Origin of the sequence: Cupriavidus sp. CuC1 (assembly GCF_044627735.1) — a bacterium.
GTDB classification, from domain to species: domain Bacteria; phylum Pseudomonadota; class Gammaproteobacteria; order Burkholderiales; family Burkholderiaceae; genus Cupriavidus; species Cupriavidus ulmosensis.
Genome location: NZ_JBIUHC010000190.1, coordinates 1 through 17,547, shown reverse-complemented (window position 1 = coordinate 17,547; position 17,547 = coordinate 1). Strand labels below are relative to the sequence as shown.

The following is a 17,547-nucleotide window of genomic DNA, read 5'->3' as shown; positions in this document are numbered from 1 at the left end:
TGCGGCCCATGCATCACAAGTTGAAGTCCATAAACTCATCCCGCCAACCTTAACATAGGACTCCATCTCGGGCTTGGATGAAGGCGGCTAGACACCCGTATACCGCGGCGACCGGCCGCTCCCGGCCAGTTTGAGTCAGTTGGCTCCAGACTCATGATGACCGAAGCTGGCCTAACTACCGTCGTTCAAGCGAGGATGGGACTCGAGCCTCGCCAGGTCCACCCATCGCAATGTTCCTATCGGGATCATGGGTGACGAGCATCAGCGCGCATCCGCGCTCGTGCGTGGCCTCGATGGACGGACTCGACCTTGCCCAATTGCGACGCCTTCGCTCGGCTCAATGACTGACGTGAGATTGAGAAGCGACTCGTCCATGGGTCTGCATGATCGCAGCACCGGCCGCACCAGGCGGCACGCCGCTCGCCAGGGAAGGCCTTCGCGGTCTCATCCATGCGATCTATGCGGCCGTTCGAGAGCACGCTCCGCTCGGCCCGGTATGCGCCATCGGCGAGGAGCAATCGTGCCGTAGTCACTCGGGCAATCCGGCCAGCCGCAGCCCCTCCGCAAACTGGGCCAGGTCTTCTGGGCGACGGATCGGAAGCCAGTCCTTGAGATTGGAGACGCGGAGTGACGGATCGAGCGTGCGCAGGCGCCGCATCGCCTCCTTCGCTTTGTCCATGCGTCCAGCGAGCGCATGACTCGCCGCCAGAACGCCGACCGGGGCAAGGAAACTCGGTAGATTCCATTTGGCCCTTTCGGCCCAATCCGAAGCGGAGTCGAAGCGTCCTGCCAAGAAATGTGCCAGCGCCATCCCAGCCTGCATCCTGAACATTTCGGGGTCCAATGGACTCAAGCGAACGGCACGCGCCAAATACTTAATCGCAGCGTCTGTTTCACCGCGACAAGCGTGCAGGCACCCACACAGGGACCATGCAGGGGCGTGGTTCGGATTGAGCAGCAAAGCTCTGTCGAACAGCGCGATACCGCCGTCGAGGTCGCCGGTGAGATGCCCGAGTGCATGAGCTCCTCTCGTGAGCGCCACAGCATCGTCCCGGCCGAGCTCCACCGCCAGTCGCGCCAGGCGAGTGCCCTCGGCAATCTCCCGGGGCTGATCGGTCATCCAGCCATTCATCTTGCGCCAGATATAACACCAGGCCGCCATGCCATAGGCCGATGCGAAATCCGGATCGAGCTCGGTGGCCTTGTAGAACAAGGGCAGCGCCGCCTCGATTGATTCGCGCGCTCCGCTGTGCACCTGCGCGGTGCCGCGAAGGTAATAGTCGTAGGCGCACAGGTTCTCCGTCGGCTTGCGCTTGGCACGCTCGATTTCCGCCCGCTCGAGCTGCGGCGCGATGGCGCCGACCACGCTTTCCGCAACCTGGTCCTGCAGTTCGAAGATGTCGTCCAGCGTGCCTTCGAAGCGCGCCGCCCAGAGATGTGTCCCGGTCCTGGCATCGATGAGCTGCCCTGTGATGCGCACCTTGTTGCCGGTCTTGCGCATGCTGCCTTCCAGCACGTAGCGCACGCCAAGCTCGCGGCCGACGTCCTTCACCTCGACTGCGCGGCCCTTGTAGGTGAAGCTCGAGCCGCTCGCGATGACGAACAGCCAGCGTATGCGCGACAGCGCAGCGATGATGTCCTCCACCACGCCGTCGGCGAAATACTCCTGCTCGGGATCGCCGCTCAGGTTCTGGAAGGGCAATACGGTAATGGAGGGTTTACCCGGAAGGAGGAGCTCGGACGGCGGCTCCCTCGATTCTCTGGAGATGTGTTCGCCGATCTCGCCGACGAAACGGAAACCCTTGCGGGCGACAGTCCTGACCAAGCGCTGTTCCCCGCCGGTGTCGCCAATGGCCTTGCGAACCGCATTGATGTGACTGGTGATCGTCGATTCCGAGACGATTCGGCCGCGCCATACCGCCTGCAGCAGGTCGTCCTTGCTGACGACACGGTCGCGGTTCCTGACGAGATGCAGCAGCAGATCGAAGACCTGCGGCCCGACAGGTACGACTTTCGCGCCATGCGAAAGCTCCCGGCGTTCCGGGTCGATCACGTAGTTTCCAAACACGAACTGCACTTGACATCCCCTGGCCGATTCGGCTCCCAGGTGGGGGCAACTGGCGAATTCCGTCCATGGATGATACTGCAACCGGTGGTGAGAGCATCTCATCCCGATCGGGCAACGCTTGGACGAAGAATCAAGCTCTCCTGCAGAGAAATTCAAGGTGAAGGCAAGGACCTCCCCGGAGCGCGCGGGCAATCTCCACGCACATCGACGGCAACGGTTTGCGGTCGAGAAAGGGAGAGAAAACATGAAGATTGTCGTCATCGGGTGCACCGGCCTCATCGGAACGAAGCTTGTGGAGGACCTTCGCAAGCGCGGCCATGACGTGCTCGCAGCCGCCCCTGACACCGGCGTCAACACCATCACCCGCGAGGGTTTGGCCAAAGCGCTCGACGGCGCCGAGGTCGTCGTCGATGTGGCGAACGCGCCAGTATGGGAAGACAAGGCGGCCCTCGAGTTTCTCGAGACATCGGGCCGCAACCTGCTGGCTGCGGGCGCTGCCGCCGGCGTACGCCACTATGTGGCCCTGTCGATCGTTGGTAGCGAACGGCTTCCCGACTGCGGCTATTTCCGGGCGAAGGTCGCGCAGGAGAGCCTCATCAAGGCGTCCGGCATTCCCTACACCATCGTGCGTGCGACGCAGTTCTACGAGTTTGTCGGCGACATTGCCCAGTCGGCTGCCCAGTTGGCCACCCTAGGCAAGGAGATTCGCTTGTCGCCGGCGCTGATCCAGCCGATCGCGTCAGCGGACGTGGCAGCGGCGCTTGCCGACGTTGCAGTCGCGCCGCCGGTCAACGGCACGGTCGAAGTCGCCGGTCCGGAGGCGATGCCGCTGGACGAACTGGTCAGGCGCTTCCTGAGGGCGACGCAGGATACGCGCAAGGTCGTGCCGGATGTCCACGCGCGCTACTTCGGTGGCCTCCTTTCCGATCGGACGCTCACACCCGGGGAGAACCCCCGCATCGGCGCGATCCGGTTCGAGGACTGGCTCGGTCGCTACCAAGCTCAGTCCTGCTTCGCCATGCAGTCCCCTCTTTTGGCGACTGCCCGTGCGGACAACTCGGACGCGCTTGCATCGAGTTTCGCGACGAGCTATTCCGGAGTCGTCGCCTTCATCACCGTCGTGGCCGAAGGCGGCTTTTCCAAGGCCGCTGACCGGCTCGGGATCACTCGCTCCGCGGTCAGCCGCGGCATCCAGAAGCTGGAGGCGCAGGTCGGCTTGCGTCTGTTGAGTCGGACGACGCGCAGCATTTCGCTCACGCGCGAAGGCGAGATCCTCCATGCCCGCTGCCAGCCCAGCGTCGCTCTCATCACAGAGGCGATGGAGGACCTGCGCGATCTGCGCGACGGTCCGCCGCGAGGACGCCTGCGGGTCTCCGCTTCCGTGGGCTTCGGCCGCAAGGTGGTTGCGCCGCTGCTGTGGGGCTTCCAGGAGAAGTACCCCAACATCGAGATCGAGCTGCACCTGAGCTGCGTCGCGAGCGACTTCACGTCGGACCGCATCGACGTCTCGTTTCTCAACGGGCGCCTGGCCGACACCCGGATCGTCGCGAAACAGATCGTCCCGATGCAGACGTTGGTGTGCGCCTCGCCCGAGTATGCGGTAAGGCGCGGTATGCCCGAGTCGCCGGACGCCTTGATGCAGCACGACTGCATCAACGTCCGTCTGCCGTCGGGCCGCGTCTACGAATGGGAGTTCAAGGTGGAGGGGGGATCGCGCAAGCTGACTCCGCCATCGCGCCTCATGTTCAACGATGTCGGGCTAGTGCTGGAGGCCGTCCTCCAAGGCAAAGGCATCGCTCAGTTGGGCGGGTACCTGATCTGCGATCTGCTGCGCGAGGGGAAACTGGTTCACTCCATGCCACAGTACGCACCCGATGACCGGGGCCACTACATCTGCTACTTGAGCCGTCAGCATCTGCCGTCACGTATCCGCGTGTTCGTCGACCACATGACGGCAGCGATCCGGGCGCTGGACCTTCAATGCGCGGGGGCGTTCTCACCAACGCCTGATGATCGACAGGTCGCCTCGGCGCCATTGGTGCCCCTGCGGGGTCAATAGACTTGGCAAGACGACTGACAACGCGCGCGTGGAGAGCTTCAACGAGCGGCTGCGCCAGGAGTGGACGACGCCAGGGCCAAGATCTCTGCCTGGCGGACCCACCACAACGAGAGTCGACCCCACTCTGCGCTGGACTGGGCCACCCCCACCGAATTCGCCCGCCGACGCGACCTGCAGGTCACATCGGCGATCCTTCAAGGGACAGGGTCAGCCGCCCTAGCCTCCGAGGCAGTCACCGCGCGAAGATTGACTTGATCGGCTTGTCTGTGTGGTGATGCAGTTCTTCATCCTTGCGCAGCCGCAGTGACTTTGGAAGGCACCTGCGGCTGCATTCCCAGAAGCCCGCAAGAAGGGCCGGTGGACTCGTGCGGCGCATTCGCCACCCGTGACCTAGGCGAAATCCTCGCCCAGGAGGGCGAGGCAATCACAGGTCACTGCGCGGTGGGCTTCGCGAGCCGGGCGACGACCTCGTCGGTTGTCCACAGCGCGTTGGCGATGTAGCGGAAGTTGATCAGCGCGCTGAGATTGCCGTCGCCCTCAGGCAGCTTCGGGGCTGCGACCGCATCACGCACGACGGCCACCTCGAAGCCTTGCTCCGCAAACTCGCGCAAGTGGGACTCCACGCACAGGTTGGCCAGCATCCCGGCGAGGACGATCTTGGTGACGCCCTGCTTGCGAAGCTGGAACGTGAGATCGTTGGTCTGCGGGCTGTAGAGCTTGTGGGGCGAAGCGACGATGGTCTTGCCGTCCTCGATGTAGGGCTTGAACTCGGGCATGAAGTCCGCGCCCGAACCGCGGAACCCATCCAGGCTCAGTGCGCTGGGCCTGTCGAAGATCTTGATCTTGTGCTGGAAGAGCTCGACGGGGGCCTGGAACTTCCATTGGTGGTCGTGCGGGTAGTAGTAGTGAGGCGAGATCGCGACGACGATGCCCGCCTTCTTCGAGGACTCGAACAGGCGCAGCAGGTTCGGCACGAGCCGTTGCTCGGTGACGGCTTCACCCACAGCGGACCAAGCGGCGCCCTTCGGGCTCATGAAGTCGATCTGGGGATCGATCACAACCAGGGCGGTGCGTTCCAGATCGAGTGTCATGGTGGGAACGGGCATGGCGCGCTCGGTCGGATCGGTGTACTGCGCCGGTTGTACCGGATGTGGATGTGCCGTGGCGGTTGCGATGCTTGCAACGGCCATCGCAAGCGCGGCCGTCAACCGAAGCGTGGCGCGAACAACGCATCGGGGGTCATGGATCTTGAAAGGTTCCCACGACTGCTGTTGGTAGTTGCTGCGTTGGGTCATGTTGATTCCTGGGACTGGGGTGGACAACAAACACGCCGCAAGGCTCTCGATCCGATGCATCGCTGCTGACGTGATGCGTTGAAATCTAGAAGCAAATGCCCGCCTGCACTAGGGGCTGGGTGCGGATAAATCTGTTGATCGCGAAGCACCAATCGCGCTCAGCAAGAGTCCGTCAAGAATGAGCCGGCGCATTTGAAGATCCTGTCGCGCGGATGGCTGAGCTCGGTGAACGACCCAGCGGCGCGCGCTGGATGCGTTGCCGCGACATTGGTGAAGCTCCTGCAACATCGAATTGCCCGCGAAGCATATCGCACGACGAGGAGACCATGGCTAGACTGATCGCGTCTCCACTCAGGTCTATACCCATGAAGATTGATCCCGCGCCAATACAGCCTAGCTTCGCTGGAGTCACGCGCCGCCAGTTGTTGGTCATTGGGGCAGGCACTGCAGCAGCGGCGGCTTTGCCATTCGCAGCGTCCGCTGCTCCTACTGCGCCGAATGGCGCTGAAACTCCGGAAGGAAATCCACCCATGAGCTATGTCACCACCAAAGACGGGGTCCAGATCTTCTACAAGGATTTGGGTCCCTCCAATGGCACTCCGATCGTCTTCTCGCACGGATGGCCTCTGAGCTCCGACGATTGGGACGCGCAGATGTTGTTCTTCCTCTCCAAGGGCTATCGTGTCGTCGCGCACGATCGGCGCGGACATGGCCGCTCGGCGCAAGTCTGGAACGGCCACGACATGGATCACTACGCCGACGACCTCGCCGCGGTCGTGAACCATCTCGACCTCAAGGGCGCGATCCACGTCGGCCACTCCACCGGCGGCGGCGAGGTCGTGCGCTATCTAGCTCGCCACGGCGAGAAGCGGGCCGCGAAGGCCTGCCTCATTAACGCCGTGCCGCCGCTGATGGTCAAGACCGCATCGAATCCCAGCGGCCTGCCGAAGGACGTGTTCGACGGCCTGCAACTGCAGACGGCCACGAACCGGGCGCAGTTCTACCGCGACATTCCCGCCGGGCCGTTCTACGGCTTCAACCGGCCGGGCGTGAAGCCGCAGGAAGGCATCATCCAGAACTGGTGGCGCCAGGGGATGATGGGCAGCGCCATGGCGCACTACGACGGCATCGTCGCGTTCTCGCAGACCGATTTCACCGACGACCTGAAGAAGATCGGACTGCCGGTGCTGGTGATGCACGGCGACGACGACCAGATCGTCCCCTACGCCGATTCCGCGCCGCTGTCGGCCAAGCTGCTGAAGAACGGCACGCTGAAGACCTACAAGGGCTTCCCGCACGGCATGCCGACAACGCACGTGGGCGTCATCAACGCGGACCTGCTGGCTTTTATCAAGGCCTGATTGCGTCGAATCAGTCGGCACCGTCGATGGCCGGTCCACCCTTGAGTTGGAGGCCATCGACGCGACTCCCACTCTGGACGTCCAGTCCTCCCTCCTGAAGACGCTCCACTGAACCCCTCTTCTTGCCCACATTGCCATGACCAAACTCACTCATGCCAACGGCGCCCCCGTTGTCGACAACTTCAACATCGAGACCGCCGGTGCGCGCGGCCCCGCGCTGCTGCAGGACATCTGGCTGCTCGAGAAGCTCGCCCACTTCGACCGCGAGGTGATCCCCGAGCGGCGCATGCACGCCAAGGGCTCCGGCGCTTTCGGCCACTTCACGGTGACGCGCGACATCACGGCGTACTCGAAGGCCAGGCTCTTTTCCGGCATCGGCAAGAAGACGGACGTCTTCGTGCGCTTCTCCACGGTGGCCGGCGAGCGCGGCGCGGCGGATGCCGAGCGAGACATCCGCGGCTTCGCGGTGAAGTTCTATACCGAGGAAGGCAATTGGGACCTGGTGGGCAACAACACGCCCGTGTTCTTCCTGCGCGACCCGCTGCGATTTCCCGACCTGAACCACGCAGTCAAGCGCGACCCGCGCAGCAACCTGCGCAGCGCCCAGAACAACTGGGACTTCTGGACGCTGCTACCCGAGGCGCTGCACCAGGTGACCATCGTGATGAGCGATCGCGGCCTGCCCGATGGCTATCGCCACATGCACGGTTTCGGCAGCCACACGTTCAGCCTCGTCAACGCGGACAACGAGCGGCACTGGGTGAAGTTTCACCTGCGCAGCCGGCAAGGCATCCGTAACCTCACCGACGCACAGGCCGCCGCGATCGTCGCCAACGACCGCGAGAGCGCGCAGCGCGACCTGCTCGAGGCGATCGACGGCGGCGACTTCCCGCGCTGGACGTTGTGCATCCAGGTGATGACCGAGCAGCAGGCGCAGGTCTGCCCGTTCAATCCCTTCGACCTCACCAAGGTCTGGCCGCACGGCGACTACCCGCTAATCGAGGTGGGTGTGCTGGAGCTCAACCGCAACCCCGACAACTACTTCGCCGATGTGGAGCAGGCGGCGTTCTCGCCCGCCAACATCGTGCCGGGCATTGGCTTCTCGCCGGACAAGATGCTGCAGGGGCGGCTCTTCAGCTACGGCGATGCGGTCCGCTACCGGCTGGGCGTGAACGCGCACCAGATCCCGGTGAACGCCCCGCGCTGCCCGGTGCACAGCTATCACCGCGACGGCGCGATGCGCGTGGACGGCAACCAGGGCGGGCTGCCCGGCATCGTGCCCAACAGCCGCGGGGAGTGGGCCGACAGCCCGCGGCTGGCGGAGCCGCCGCTGGCGCTCTCGGGCGCAGCCGCGCACTGGGACCATCGCGCGGACGAGGACTACTACTCGCAGCCGGGGGCGCTGTTCCGACTGATGTCGCCCGAGCAGAAGCTGCAGCTCTTCGACAACACGGCGCGCTCGCTCGGCGGCGCGAGCGAGGACGTGCAGCAGCGGCATATCCGCAATTGCACGATGGCCGATCGCGCCTATGGCGCAGGGGTTGCCGAGGCGCTGAAGAACCGCTAGTCAGGCACCGGGCGCGTTGGTGCAGCAAGTTGCCCAACGCGCCCGTGAAAGGCGGGGCAGAGTGCGTACGCTTACGCGCATCGGGAGGAAGGCTTGGACGACCGCTGTAGCCTGGAAGCCGCCATCTGCCCATCCGATCGGCGGAAGGCAGAGATGGGTCGGTAGTTGCCTCTGGCGCCCGCGCACCCATGCGCGGGTGGGCCTACGTCGGAATCCGGCCATTTTGAGACTGTCGCCACCGCCCGCCTCACCCACGCCGCGTGCCGCGGGACTATCGCGCCTCGGTCGATTCGCGCTCGAACTCGCGGATCACCGGGTTGCCAAGGATGGCATCCCTCCCCGCCTCGATCAGGCGATCGACGTCCCTCTCGGGCAGACGAAGTCTGGTCGGCACATCGTTCAGACTTGCAGCACGCTCCTTGTCGAGGGCTTCAAACGAGATCCGCGTGACGAAGAATTCGACTTCGTCGCACCGCCAGCCGGGGCGGCGTGCAGCGATCTCCTGCTGCCGAGAATGCGGCATGCCACACCGATACGCCACGAGGTCGTCGCGCCACTGCTGCATCATGGGAACGAAGGCGTCATAGCTCATTCGGACGTTGGTCCCCATTGCCGCGTCGATGGCCGCGCTTGCGACTTCGATTCCGGATGGGCCATCCTGGCTTCGGTTCCAATCGCCGCGCGGGCCGTGACCGGCGTCAACTACGATGAAAAGTAGCCGTCGCACATTGATCGCGTCGTTCTCGCTCATGGGACCGTAAGCCGTGCCCAGCAGCAGGCGCGATTGCAAAATGGTGGCCAAGCCGTAGTTGTCGGTCACCCCGCCGTCGACCAGCTTGATGTACTTTCCCTTCGAAGTGTCCCGGAGACCGCGAACGGCGGTTGCCAACGCGCCAAACAGCAGCGATTGCCCAGGCGCCTGGGCCTTGTCAAGGTTCGGCAGCGGTGCACTGCAAGCCTCGGGATGCTTTTGAAGGACGATCGGTGCGAAGAAGAGCGGGACCGCCATGGATGCGGCGACGGCCTCGGAAACGGGAAAGCTCGCGAGATCACTGCATAGCGCATCGAATGCCAGCTGGCTGAACGGGAACGCGACCCGGTAGTAGACGTTCGTGGCGTTGATCCAAACGATTGGCTTGCCGCGGCGGAACATGTCGGCGTACGTCGCGCCCTTGAACACGTCTTCGTCGAGCCATGTCCTGAGATCTTCCCGATCGTTGAGCCCCCCCGCGAAGAGGCGCGCAAGGTTGACCGGATTCAGGAGACTGAAGCGAAGTCCCACCTCTCCGTCCTTCAAGAGCACTGATCGAAAGGTCGCCAGGCTGGCATTGCCGTGCAGACCGTAGTACGCAGCGGTGATGGAGCCTCCGGACACGCTGCTAATGAATGCGACGTTGTCGAGCAAGGACGCGCCCCCAGGACCTCTCATGGCGTCGAGCCCCTGCAGCGCGCCGAAGGCGAAGGCTGCGGCTCGCGTGCCACCGCCAGAGAACGACATGGCGACGGCTGTCTGGCCGGCGACGTCGGTGGCTTCTCGCATGGCCGCGGATGCGCTGCCAGCCGCGGCCTGAGGCAGATTGCGCGGAGCATTGTGAGGAAGCGACCCGCAGGCACTGAGTCCCGCAAGTAGAAGCAGCATCAGAGTGCGGTAGGCCCTGCCGCAGGCGTGTCGCTCTCTCCCTGCCTCCCCCATTCGGCAAGGCAGACTGCTCTTGCGCCGAAGAGTGTAGTCATGTCGAAACTTTCGCATTGGACTAGGTCAGGCGTCTATGTGCTGGAGGGCATATTTCGATACTCGGTCGCATGCGTGCGCGTGGCGGGCGTCGAGGTGGCGGGGCGGTTGTTTGCGATTGCTCGCTGCTGCGGCCCTGCATGCGCAATTTGCAGCATGCGGCGGTGCATTCACGAGAGCTTGAAGAGTACTCAATGACCGGCGACCTGGCCGCCATCGACATGCAGAATTTCGCCTGTCACGAACGGCGCCGAATCCAGAGACAGGCGCCTTGATGGAGCGGGCCGTTGCGACAACGTGGTGCCCCCGGCAGCGAAATGCTTTGACCGCCTCCGCTCCCATGCCTTGCGAAGCGCCGGTGATAACAATGACCTTTTGTTGGTTGCTCATGCTACACCTCCTCCAATTGCGGGTTGACGCGGTGCAGTCCCGCGCTCAAAAACCTCCGAACCGCCCAGAGAGCCTGCCCCGAGGGCCTCAGGCCGCTTCCCGAGCGACAGCGAGATAGGCGTGGATCTGCGACACAACCGCTGCGCCCTCGCCCACCGCAGTGGCCACGCGCTTGGTCGAACCGGAGCGGACATCGCCGATGGCGAAGACGCCCGACACGCAGGTTTCCAGCGTATTGGACTGCAGCCCGGCGTCTATGCCGGTCAGCACGAACCCCTTGGCATCTACCCCCACATCGCAGCCGTCCAGCCACGATGTGTTCGGCTGCGCGCCAGTAAACAGGAACACGTGCTGCACCCGCATCGTCATCTGCGTGCCCATATTGCAATCACGCAGGGTTACGCCTGTCAGCCGCGTATTGCCTTCGAGGTCCACAACTTCGGTGCGGGCATGGACCGTGATGTTGCGCTGCGCGGCGATGCGGTCGATCAGGTAGCGCGACATGCTGGTGTCGAGGCTATCGCCGCGAATCACAACGTGGACGTGCGCGACATGGGCGCCCAGGAACACGGCGGCCTGGCCGGCGGAATTGCCGCCACCCACCAGCATGACTTCCCGGTTGGCGCAGAGCTTGGCTTCCACCGGCGACGCCCAGTAGTAGACGCCACTCCCTTCGAACTCGGCCCGGCGCGGAATCGGCGGCCGACGGTACGCGGCGCCGCTGGCGATGATGAGGGTACGCGCCTGGATCGTATCGCCGGCCCGCGTACGCAACTGGTGTACGGCGCCGCAATCGAGCCGTTCGATTTCCGTGGGAAAGGCGATGTCCGCGCCGAACTTCTGCGCCTGCGCATAAGCATTGGTGGTAAGCGCATGGCCCGAAATGCCGGCGGGAAATCCCAGGTAGTTCTCGATGCGCGCGCTGGCACCGGCCTGACCGCCCGGCGACAACGCATCGAGCACGATCACGCGCAACCCTTCCGACGCCGCATAGACCGCCGCCGCCAGCCCGGCCGGGCCCGCGCCGATGATCGCCACATCATAGATCCGGCTGCCATCGATATGCGGCAGCAACCCCAGGCACGACAGCACCTGCGTGGTATCGGGACGGCGCAGCACCGTGCCATTGGGGCCGATGACGAGCGGCAGATCGTCATCGGTGGCATCGAACTTGCCGGGTATTTCCGCCGCTTCAGCATCGGCGTCGATATCAACCACCGAGTACGGATAGTTGTTACGCAGCAGGAGCGCCTGCAGGTCGAACATGGCCGGATCGCTCCCACGGCCGATCAGCGTCGGCCCGCGTCCACGCTGGATCAGCGCCGTGCGGCGCAGCATCATCGCCTGCATGATCAACTCGCCGAGCGCGGCCTCGGCCACCATCAGCGCGCGCAAGCACCCCGGGCGCACGACGATGGCGCGCACATCCTCGATGGCGATGCCGTCGACGAGTTCGGGCGTGCCAGAAAGCTGGCCGATTTCGGTCAGAAAATTGCCGGGCCCGTGCTCGGAGGCCAGAGCGCTGTCACCGATGCCATCGCGCTGCACGATGCGCACACGCCCTTCGATGACGAGGATCATGCCATTGGCCGGATCCCCGGTACGTACCACGTACTCGCCGGCCTGCCAGGTCTGTTCCCGGCCATAGGGCGCGATGCGCGCGATATCGGCGGCAGATAAGTGCGGATACATCTGCCGCTGGTGCAAGACTACGACGGCCGGGGCCGCTTCCGGCACGGCGCCGGATGCATCGGCGGACGACTTGTGTTGGGCGGAGATGTCCATGGCGGATGGATGTGGTGGTCTGCCTTGCGTGCAAGCGTAGCAGTCCAGTCCTCGAAACGCAGTCATGCACCGGGCGTTCCATGACAAGACTTGCGTATAGGAGGCGCGTCGGAACGGAGGGGCGAAGCATCACTAGCCGCATGCGGCAAACGCGGCGATCGCCTTCTTGACGTCACTCGAGATTGGCCTTGTCGAGCCCGAACGCCTTGTCGGACGAACCAGGCACCATGCGGAACGCCACGTTCAGTCGGTTCCAGCTATTGATTGCGCCCACGAGGAACGTGAGATCGGACAACTCTTGCTCGGAGTACTGGGTACGCACGCGCTCGTAGATATCGTCGGGTACGCCTTGGGAGGGAATGTTGGTCAGCACCTCAGTCCACCCCAGCGCAGCGCGTTCACGCGGCGAGAACAGTGTCGACTCCCGCCAGATCGCCAAGTGGTGCAGACGCAGTTCGCGCTCGCCGTGGATCTTTGCCATCTTGATATGCATGTCAACGCAGAACGCGCAGCCATTGAGCTGCGATGCGCGGATCTCGACAAGCTCGCGGATGTGTGCCTCGATCCTCGTCTTCTGGAACAACGGGCCGAACTCCACGAGCTTCTTGGTCAGTTCGGAGGACTGCTGGAAGTAGTTAAGGCGTTGCATCATGATTCTCTGCTGGCAGTTGACTAAAAGTTGAGCTCACCGGGGCTGCGCGGCTTTATTTGCCTCGGGGTCGGCTTGGACGGAATAATACGCTTCGACAGGCCACGCGGTAGTGCTCTCACGGTACCTACTCTGTTGTCGCATCGGCACCAATCGCAGCGTTTTGTATGGTGCAACATTCGCGCAACCGTCCTTGTGACGCGCGAATGCGCCAACAACGCATCTCCGCAACAGAAAGATTCGTAGTCGTTGGGCGAGACCTGCGGAGTCGAATGGTCAGGGGATCCGGAATAGTCTCCATTGCACGCTGGCCGCATGTCGCCCGGTTCAAGTTCGTACCCGGCCTTTTTCCGGCTTCCGCCATGGCTTGCAGGGAAACGTCCGCCTCAGCCCGATCAGGAGGGAAAAATCTGCCTGGATACAAATTAGCGTGCACTATTCAGTAAATGGTAATCGGCCAAGGGAATATGCCGCCCCCTCGTCACGATAGGACTTGTTGGCCCCATGCACTTATCCGTACATGGCTATCACGCTGCAGCATCCCCAATCCGGCCCGCGCCGTGGCAACAAAGTGATCCAGCGTCTGACTTGCGCTGGCGACGACGACCGCTGCGTTTTTGTGCTTGAGTGTCGCTACTTCACATCAGTCATGACCCCTAGAGGCCTGCGCGTCTATCCAGGCGCCAAGAATTGGCGCTTGTCCAGCGGCGAACTCGTCGAGTTGATCGACAAAGATCTGTTTCGAGTTTCGCATACAGGAGAAGTACTCTTGAGAGTCGCATGAGTCATCATCCGCCCTCTGTCGTGAAACGCCGTGCAGACACTGGCTAAGCAGATCACGGTAAGCCGACGAACAAACGCGTTGCCGAGAAGCGCGCTTGTCGCTGGAAAGGGATCTGCGAGATACAACCTGCTGTTTCGCTGGTTCATCGGTCTGGCCATGGACGACGCGGTCTGGGTGCCCACGGTGTTCACCAAGAATCGAGAACGACTGATCAAGCATGACGCGGTGATCGAGTTCTTCAACGAAGTGCTGGCTATCGCGCAGAAGAAGAGCTGGCTGTCCGGCGAACACTTCAGCGTGGACGGCACATTGATCCAGGCTTGGGCTGGCCACAAGAGCTTTGTGCGCAAAGACGGTGAGGACGAGGACAACGGCGGCGACTTCAAAGGCCGTAAGCGGAGCAACAAGACCCACGAGTCCAAGACGGATCCCGATGCTCGACTGTTCCGCAAAGGCAATACTGCCAGTGCGCTGCGCTACATGGGACACACCCTGAGCGACAACCGTCATGGCCTGGTGGGCCATTAACGCGTACTCATTGGCGAATGACGGTAATGGGTCGTCCTCGACCATCGCCTGCTGCGGTGCAAGTCACTCGCACCGGTATCTGGATACTTGTGCGCCAGCTCGCTGTACGGCCTCCGACGCTTGCTGAGTCTGCACCGGATTATGGCTGAGCATTGCTCGCTCAGAGTTGGTAACCGCAGCCTGGTAGGACTGGCGCAGCGACGGGCAGATGATGCTCGAGGTGAGCCTGGCCTGCCCCTTGGGATCGAAGAAGGAAGACGGTTCAGCGCGATACTCTGCGTTTCGTTGGCCGATGGATTTCCTCACCATCTCAGTCTTTGCGTCGTTCTGGCACGGGGCATCCTGCAACGTGACTTGCCCCGCGGCGCTCCGGCATTGATAGATGGTCTGGCCGGCGGCATTCGTGGCCATGACGAACATCGCGATTGTCAGATATCTCTGCATGGTGCAACTTCAGGATACGGGTGCCTGCACGGCCCGCAGCTTTCGTTCGCTCTCTGGTCCGGACGGACCAGTTCCTTCAGTCGGCTGTGGCGAGACAACACTGATGTAGTCGCTGAGGATAGTCCCCAGATCGACGTCCTTGGACGTGTAGCGCATGATCGGGATACCGGCCGATGCAAGAACATCATTCTTTTGCTTATCGCGCTTCTGTGCTTTAGCGCTACCGTGCGAGGCGCCGTCAAGCTCGATGACATAGAGCGGTCGCATCGTTTTGCGTTCACAAACCAGGTAGTCGACATACTTCTGAGCGAACAGGTTCCTGGCGGCCCGTGATTTTCCCTTGTGCTGTACAAACGCGGACATTGCGACCTGGGCGCCGCCCTCAGCCGTTCGTAGAGCTGTATCTCATCCTGGCGCAAGAATGGAGCTCTGCGGGCAAAGCGAAAATTCTTAGAGGGACTTCCGCCTGCGCCTGCCGCCTTCAGTGCCGACAGGACAACGATGACAATGCCGAAAAGGAACACCAGCCCGAGCATCGCTTTCACTTGACCCTCCTGCGTCTATTGTTAAGCCCCGAACGACTGGTGGCAGTCCTGAACGAGATATTTGCCGACTTCGACAATATCGCCGACAGCCGGGGACTCGAGAAAATCAAGACAATCGGCGACGCTTACATGGCAGCCGCAGGCCTGCCTGGTGCCGGCGGCCGATCACGCCGCCCGGGCCGCTCATATGGCATTGGACATGCTTGAGTCACTGGGCCAGTTCAATCAGCGAAGCGGCTACAACCTGCAATTGCGAGTTGGCATCCACAGTGGAGCTGTCGTGGCCGGCGTGATCGGGCGGAGAAAGTTCATCTATGACTTGTGGGGTGATACCGTCAATATCGCCAGCCGGATGGAGTCGCAAGGCGTAGTCGGTCGCGTTCAGGTAACTGATGCCACGCGGCAGCAACTTGGGGAGCCATTCCTGCTCGAAGAGCGCGGTTTGATTGCAGCAAAGGGCATCGGTGACCTGCATACATGGCTTCTGGTTGGGAGAACCTAGCCGGCGGCGGGTCAGCATACGAAAGCGGTCGTTCACGATCAGAACGACGGCTGTCTCCAAATCGGCCGATTCGCCTGATCAACGCAGAGCGGTTGAATCCGCAGTCGGTTACGGTCGTCGCCGTCGGCGGCCGCTCACGGCACGACCGGCCATGGAACGAGCCGCACGACGCGCGGTGGAGCGACTGCCTTGCTCCCCAAACTGTCGAAATGCCAGCAAATGCTAGGCAAGCAACAGCAAGGCATCAGCGAGCGAGAGCACCGTTGTGCGCGAATCGAACGCCGTTGAAAAAAGATGATCGTGCACGACCTGATCTGGGTCGTAGCAGCAATCCTTGACCGTGAATAAACGGAAGTCCGCATCGCTCGCGTACGCGACCGACGACAGCACCACACCGGTCGACGCAATGCCCACCATGAGCAGGGTATCGATACCCTGCGCGGAAAGCCGCACCTGCAGGTCGGTACCAAAAAACACGCTAGCACGATGCGCGATGATGAGCGGTTCAGTGGCCTGCTGGCCGAGTTCCGGCGAGATCTGGTCGTCGACGAAAAGACCAAGTTGCTTGATGCCCTGCCCGTTCCTGTTCAACGGACTGACTTCCGGATAGCCTGGACGAAAGTGGATCTTGGCGAAATAGACGCTGACACTCTTGGCCCGCGCAGCGTCACACAGCTCGCGCGTATTGGAGAGCAAAGTGGGCGCGACCGATGGAAATAACGCCAGGATGTCGGTCTGATAATGCATGACCACCAGAGCGGTTTGCGCCGGAACAATTGCCGGAATCTGCATGGTCACACTGCGCGCATCAGCGGCGCTTTCCACGCCCTGTTGATGGTCTGCTGAACCGACGGGTCCACGTTCAACGGATGGCGACATAAGGCTACGCGATAAGGAATGATGATCGACTCTACCACGACCATCATGAAGCTAAATTTCAAGAAACGAAGCATGGTGGCCTTGGCCGATTCAGCCGACGACAAGCCGTTCGAGCGTCTGGTCGCACCTCTTCGACTCGAGCGCTATCAGATTTGGACGTGTGCGCTCGTAGACCGGCGGCCACTTCCGGCGAGAAGCGGACCTTCCGCAGTGGCTGCAAATCTTTGACAATTTACAGGCTGAAGACGTGGGCGAATCGCGCTGACCGTGGCCGGCTTGCCTTAAGGCAACAGAACCTTCTTCATTGATGGTGCGGGGTGTAGTACATAGTTCTCTCGCTCATAGAACGGAACGGCGTCCGGCCGCGCGTCAAGAAATATCGCGGTCATACCACGAGCACGGGCGTCGGCTTCGGCGTATTCCATCAACGATCGGCCAACACCGCTCCCTCGGCCCGTCGCATCGACCACGAGGTCATCGATATGAAGGTGTGCCCCGCGCGCCAAGGTGCGAACGGGTCTCATGCCTATCACTCCGACAATCTTCCCATCATGGAATGCTGCCACTAGCTCGTAGCCCGAATACGATTGCAGGCGGGTCCGCTCCAAGAATTCGGGTTCTTCAAGGGACCGAAGTTGAGCGATGACAGGGTATGCCTGCATCCATTCCGGCGGCGACAGCCTTCTAATTTCCAACCTGCTGCAGCGATGTTCAGTCATGGCTCAAGTCGATCCTCACTCGAAAAATCCAGATTGTCGCACGGAGCCGAATAGTGAGGTTTCTCGATGGGTTGGGCATTCGAAGGTCCGCTTCCGAGAATAACGACCGGCGGCTCCGGGTCGGCAAGAGCCGACCGCCTCACGACTGGCGGAAGTCGCTTCCCGGCCATAAAGGGACATCCGCCCTGGGTAGGTGCACCATCAATATTGTGATTAAAATGCCGCATTCAGATTTCATCT

The 17,547-nt window shown here is 62.4% G+C and carries 13 protein-coding genes and 5 pseudogenes; 7 read left to right on the top strand and 11 right to left on the bottom strand.

The genetic code is table 11. The features are described from left to right. Positions 1-529: 529 nt before the first annotated feature. Positions 530-2,077 carry a winged helix-turn-helix domain-containing tetratricopeptide repeat protein gene (locus ACGLHR_RS44735; protein ID WP_400102260.1) on the bottom strand — a complete coding sequence of 516 codons (1,548 nt, stop codon included), beginning with the start codon at positions 2,075-2,077 and terminating at the stop codon, positions 530-532. Positions 2,078-2,312: 235 nt separating this feature from the next. On the opposite strand from ACGLHR_RS44735, the gene ACGLHR_RS44730 reads away from it, so the two are divergent. Then, positions 2,313-4,127 (top strand): LysR substrate-binding domain-containing protein, encoded by a 1,815-nt coding sequence (locus tag ACGLHR_RS44730; RefSeq protein WP_400102259.1) that lies wholly within the window; start codon positions 2,313-2,315, stop codon positions 4,125-4,127. A gap of 57 nt (positions 4,128-4,184) precedes the next feature. Beyond that, positions 4,185-4,382, top strand: a pseudogene (locus ACGLHR_RS44725) (integrase core domain-containing protein); the annotation flags it as partial. A gap of 176 nt (positions 4,383-4,558) precedes the next feature. Here ACGLHR_RS44725 and ACGLHR_RS44720 read toward each other — a convergent pair. Further along, entirely contained in the window at positions 4,559-5,422 is an 864-nt protein-coding gene (locus tag ACGLHR_RS44720; RefSeq protein ID WP_400102258.1) for an isochorismatase family protein, read from the bottom strand. A 530-nt stretch (positions 5,423-5,952) separates the two neighbouring features. On the opposite strand from ACGLHR_RS44720, the gene ACGLHR_RS44715 reads away from it, so the two are divergent. Together ACGLHR_RS44715 and ACGLHR_RS44710 are read left to right on the top strand one after the other, a co-directional pair. Next, a complete protein-coding gene (locus ACGLHR_RS44715) occupies positions 5,953-6,783 on the top strand; it encodes an alpha/beta fold hydrolase (protein ID WP_400102257.1) in 831 nt (276 codons plus the stop codon). Positions 6,784-6,919: 136 nt separating this feature from the next. Next, entirely contained in the window at positions 6,920-8,350 is a 1,431-nt protein-coding gene (locus ACGLHR_RS44710) for a catalase (RefSeq protein WP_400102256.1), read from the top strand. A gap of 271 nt (positions 8,351-8,621) precedes the next feature. Here ACGLHR_RS44710 and ACGLHR_RS44705 read toward each other — a convergent pair whose 3' ends face one another. From ACGLHR_RS44705 to ACGLHR_RS44685, 5 genes and pseudogenes are all read right to left on the bottom strand, one after another. Further along, positions 8,622-9,890, bottom strand: coding sequence for a patatin-like phospholipase family protein (locus tag ACGLHR_RS44705; RefSeq protein WP_400102255.1), 1,269 nt, complete (start codon positions 9,888-9,890; stop codon positions 8,622-8,624). A gap of 383 nt (positions 9,891-10,273) precedes the next feature. Beyond that, positions 10,274-10,348, bottom strand: a pseudogene (locus ACGLHR_RS44700) (3-oxoacyl-ACP reductase); the annotation flags it as partial. Positions 10,349-10,352: 4 nt separating this feature from the next. Further along, positions 10,353-10,472, bottom strand: a pseudogene (locus tag ACGLHR_RS44695) (3-oxoacyl-ACP reductase); the annotation flags it as partial. A gap of 87 nt (positions 10,473-10,559) precedes the next feature. Then, positions 10,560-12,257 carry an FAD-dependent oxidoreductase gene (locus ACGLHR_RS44690; RefSeq protein ID WP_400102254.1) on the bottom strand — a complete coding sequence of 566 codons (1,698 nt, stop codon included), beginning with the start codon at positions 12,255-12,257 and terminating at the stop codon, positions 10,560-10,562. A gap of 172 nt (positions 12,258-12,429) precedes the next feature. Next, the gene (locus ACGLHR_RS44685; protein WP_400102253.1) at positions 12,430-12,909 is read right to left on the bottom strand and encodes a carboxymuconolactone decarboxylase family protein; all 480 of its coding nucleotides are present in this window, start codon (positions 12,907-12,909) and stop codon (positions 12,430-12,432) included. Positions 12,910-13,426: 517 nt separating this feature from the next. On the opposite strand from ACGLHR_RS44685, the gene ACGLHR_RS44680 reads away from it, so the two are divergent. Continuing rightward, positions 13,427-13,690 carry a hypothetical protein gene (locus tag ACGLHR_RS44680; protein ID WP_400102252.1) on the top strand — a complete coding sequence of 88 codons (264 nt, stop codon included), beginning with the start codon at positions 13,427-13,429 and terminating at the stop codon, positions 13,688-13,690. Positions 13,691-13,807: 117 nt separating this feature from the next. Further along, positions 13,808-14,209: pseudogene (locus ACGLHR_RS44675) on the top strand (transposase); the annotation flags it as partial. A gap of 72 nt (positions 14,210-14,281) precedes the next feature. On the opposite strand, the gene ACGLHR_RS44670 reads toward ACGLHR_RS44675, so the two are convergent. Then, positions 14,282-14,662: a DUF4124 domain-containing protein gene (locus ACGLHR_RS44670; protein WP_400102251.1), complete on the bottom strand. Its 381-nt coding sequence runs from the start codon at positions 14,660-14,662 to the stop codon at positions 14,282-14,284. Between the two features lie 9 nt (positions 14,663-14,671). Next, positions 14,672-15,025, bottom strand: coding sequence for a DUF2726 domain-containing protein (locus tag ACGLHR_RS44665; protein ID WP_400102250.1), 354 nt, complete (start codon positions 15,023-15,025; stop codon positions 14,672-14,674). A gap of 203 nt (positions 15,026-15,228) precedes the next feature. On the opposite strand from ACGLHR_RS44665, the pseudogene ACGLHR_RS44660 reads away from it, so the two are divergent. Then, positions 15,229-15,709 (top strand): annotated as a pseudogene (locus ACGLHR_RS44660) (adenylate/guanylate cyclase domain-containing protein); the annotation flags it as partial. 222 nt (positions 15,710-15,931) lie between these two features. On the opposite strand, the gene ACGLHR_RS44655 reads toward ACGLHR_RS44660, so the two are convergent. Both ACGLHR_RS44655 and ACGLHR_RS44650 read right to left on the bottom strand, forming a co-directional pair. Further along, positions 15,932-16,588 (bottom strand): isochorismatase family cysteine hydrolase, encoded by a 657-nt coding sequence (locus ACGLHR_RS44655; RefSeq protein ID WP_400102249.1) that lies wholly within the window; start codon positions 16,586-16,588, stop codon positions 15,932-15,934. Between the two features lie 281 nt (positions 16,589-16,869). Beyond that, on the bottom strand, positions 16,870-17,307 hold the full coding sequence (locus ACGLHR_RS44650; protein WP_400102248.1) for a GNAT family N-acetyltransferase: 438 nt from the start codon (positions 17,305-17,307) through the stop codon (positions 16,870-16,872). Positions 17,308-17,547: the final 240 nt, after the last annotated feature.

Coding starts and splice junctions, on each gene's coding strand:
- ACGLHR_RS44730 (WP_400102259.1), top strand. CDS start 2,313: ATGAAGATTGTCGTCATCGGGTGCACCGGCCTCATCGGAACGAAGCTT.
- ACGLHR_RS44720 (WP_400102258.1), bottom strand. CDS start 5,422: ATGACCCAACGCAGCAACTACCAACAGCAGTCGTGGGAACCTTTCAAG.
- ACGLHR_RS44715 (WP_400102257.1), top strand. CDS start 5,953: ATGAGCTATGTCACCACCAAAGACGGGGTCCAGATCTTCTACAAGGAT.
- ACGLHR_RS44710 (WP_400102256.1), top strand. CDS start 6,920: ATGACCAAACTCACTCATGCCAACGGCGCCCCCGTTGTCGACAACTTC.
- ACGLHR_RS44705 (WP_400102255.1), bottom strand. CDS start 9,890: ATGCGAGAAGCCACCGACGTCGCCGGCCAGACAGCCGTCGCCATGTCG.
- ACGLHR_RS44690 (WP_400102254.1), bottom strand. CDS start 12,257: ATGGACATCTCCGCCCAACACAAGTCGTCCGCCGATGCATCCGGCGCC.
- ACGLHR_RS44685 (WP_400102253.1), bottom strand. CDS start 12,909: ATGATGCAACGCCTTAACTACTTCCAGCAGTCCTCCGAACTGACCAAG.
- ACGLHR_RS44680 (WP_400102252.1), top strand. CDS start 13,427: ATGGCTATCACGCTGCAGCATCCCCAATCCGGCCCGCGCCGTGGCAAC.
- ACGLHR_RS44670 (WP_400102251.1), bottom strand. CDS start 14,662: ATGCAGAGATATCTGACAATCGCGATGTTCGTCATGGCCACGAATGCC.
- ACGLHR_RS44665 (WP_400102250.1), bottom strand. CDS start 15,025: ATGTCCGCGTTTGTACAGCACAAGGGAAAATCACGGGCCGCCAGGAAC.
- ACGLHR_RS44655 (WP_400102249.1), bottom strand. CDS start 16,588: ATGTCGCCATCCGTTGAACGTGGACCCGTCGGTTCAGCAGACCATCAA.
- ACGLHR_RS44650 (WP_400102248.1), bottom strand. CDS start 17,307: ATGACTGAACATCGCTGCAGCAGGTTGGAAATTAGAAGGCTGTCGCCG.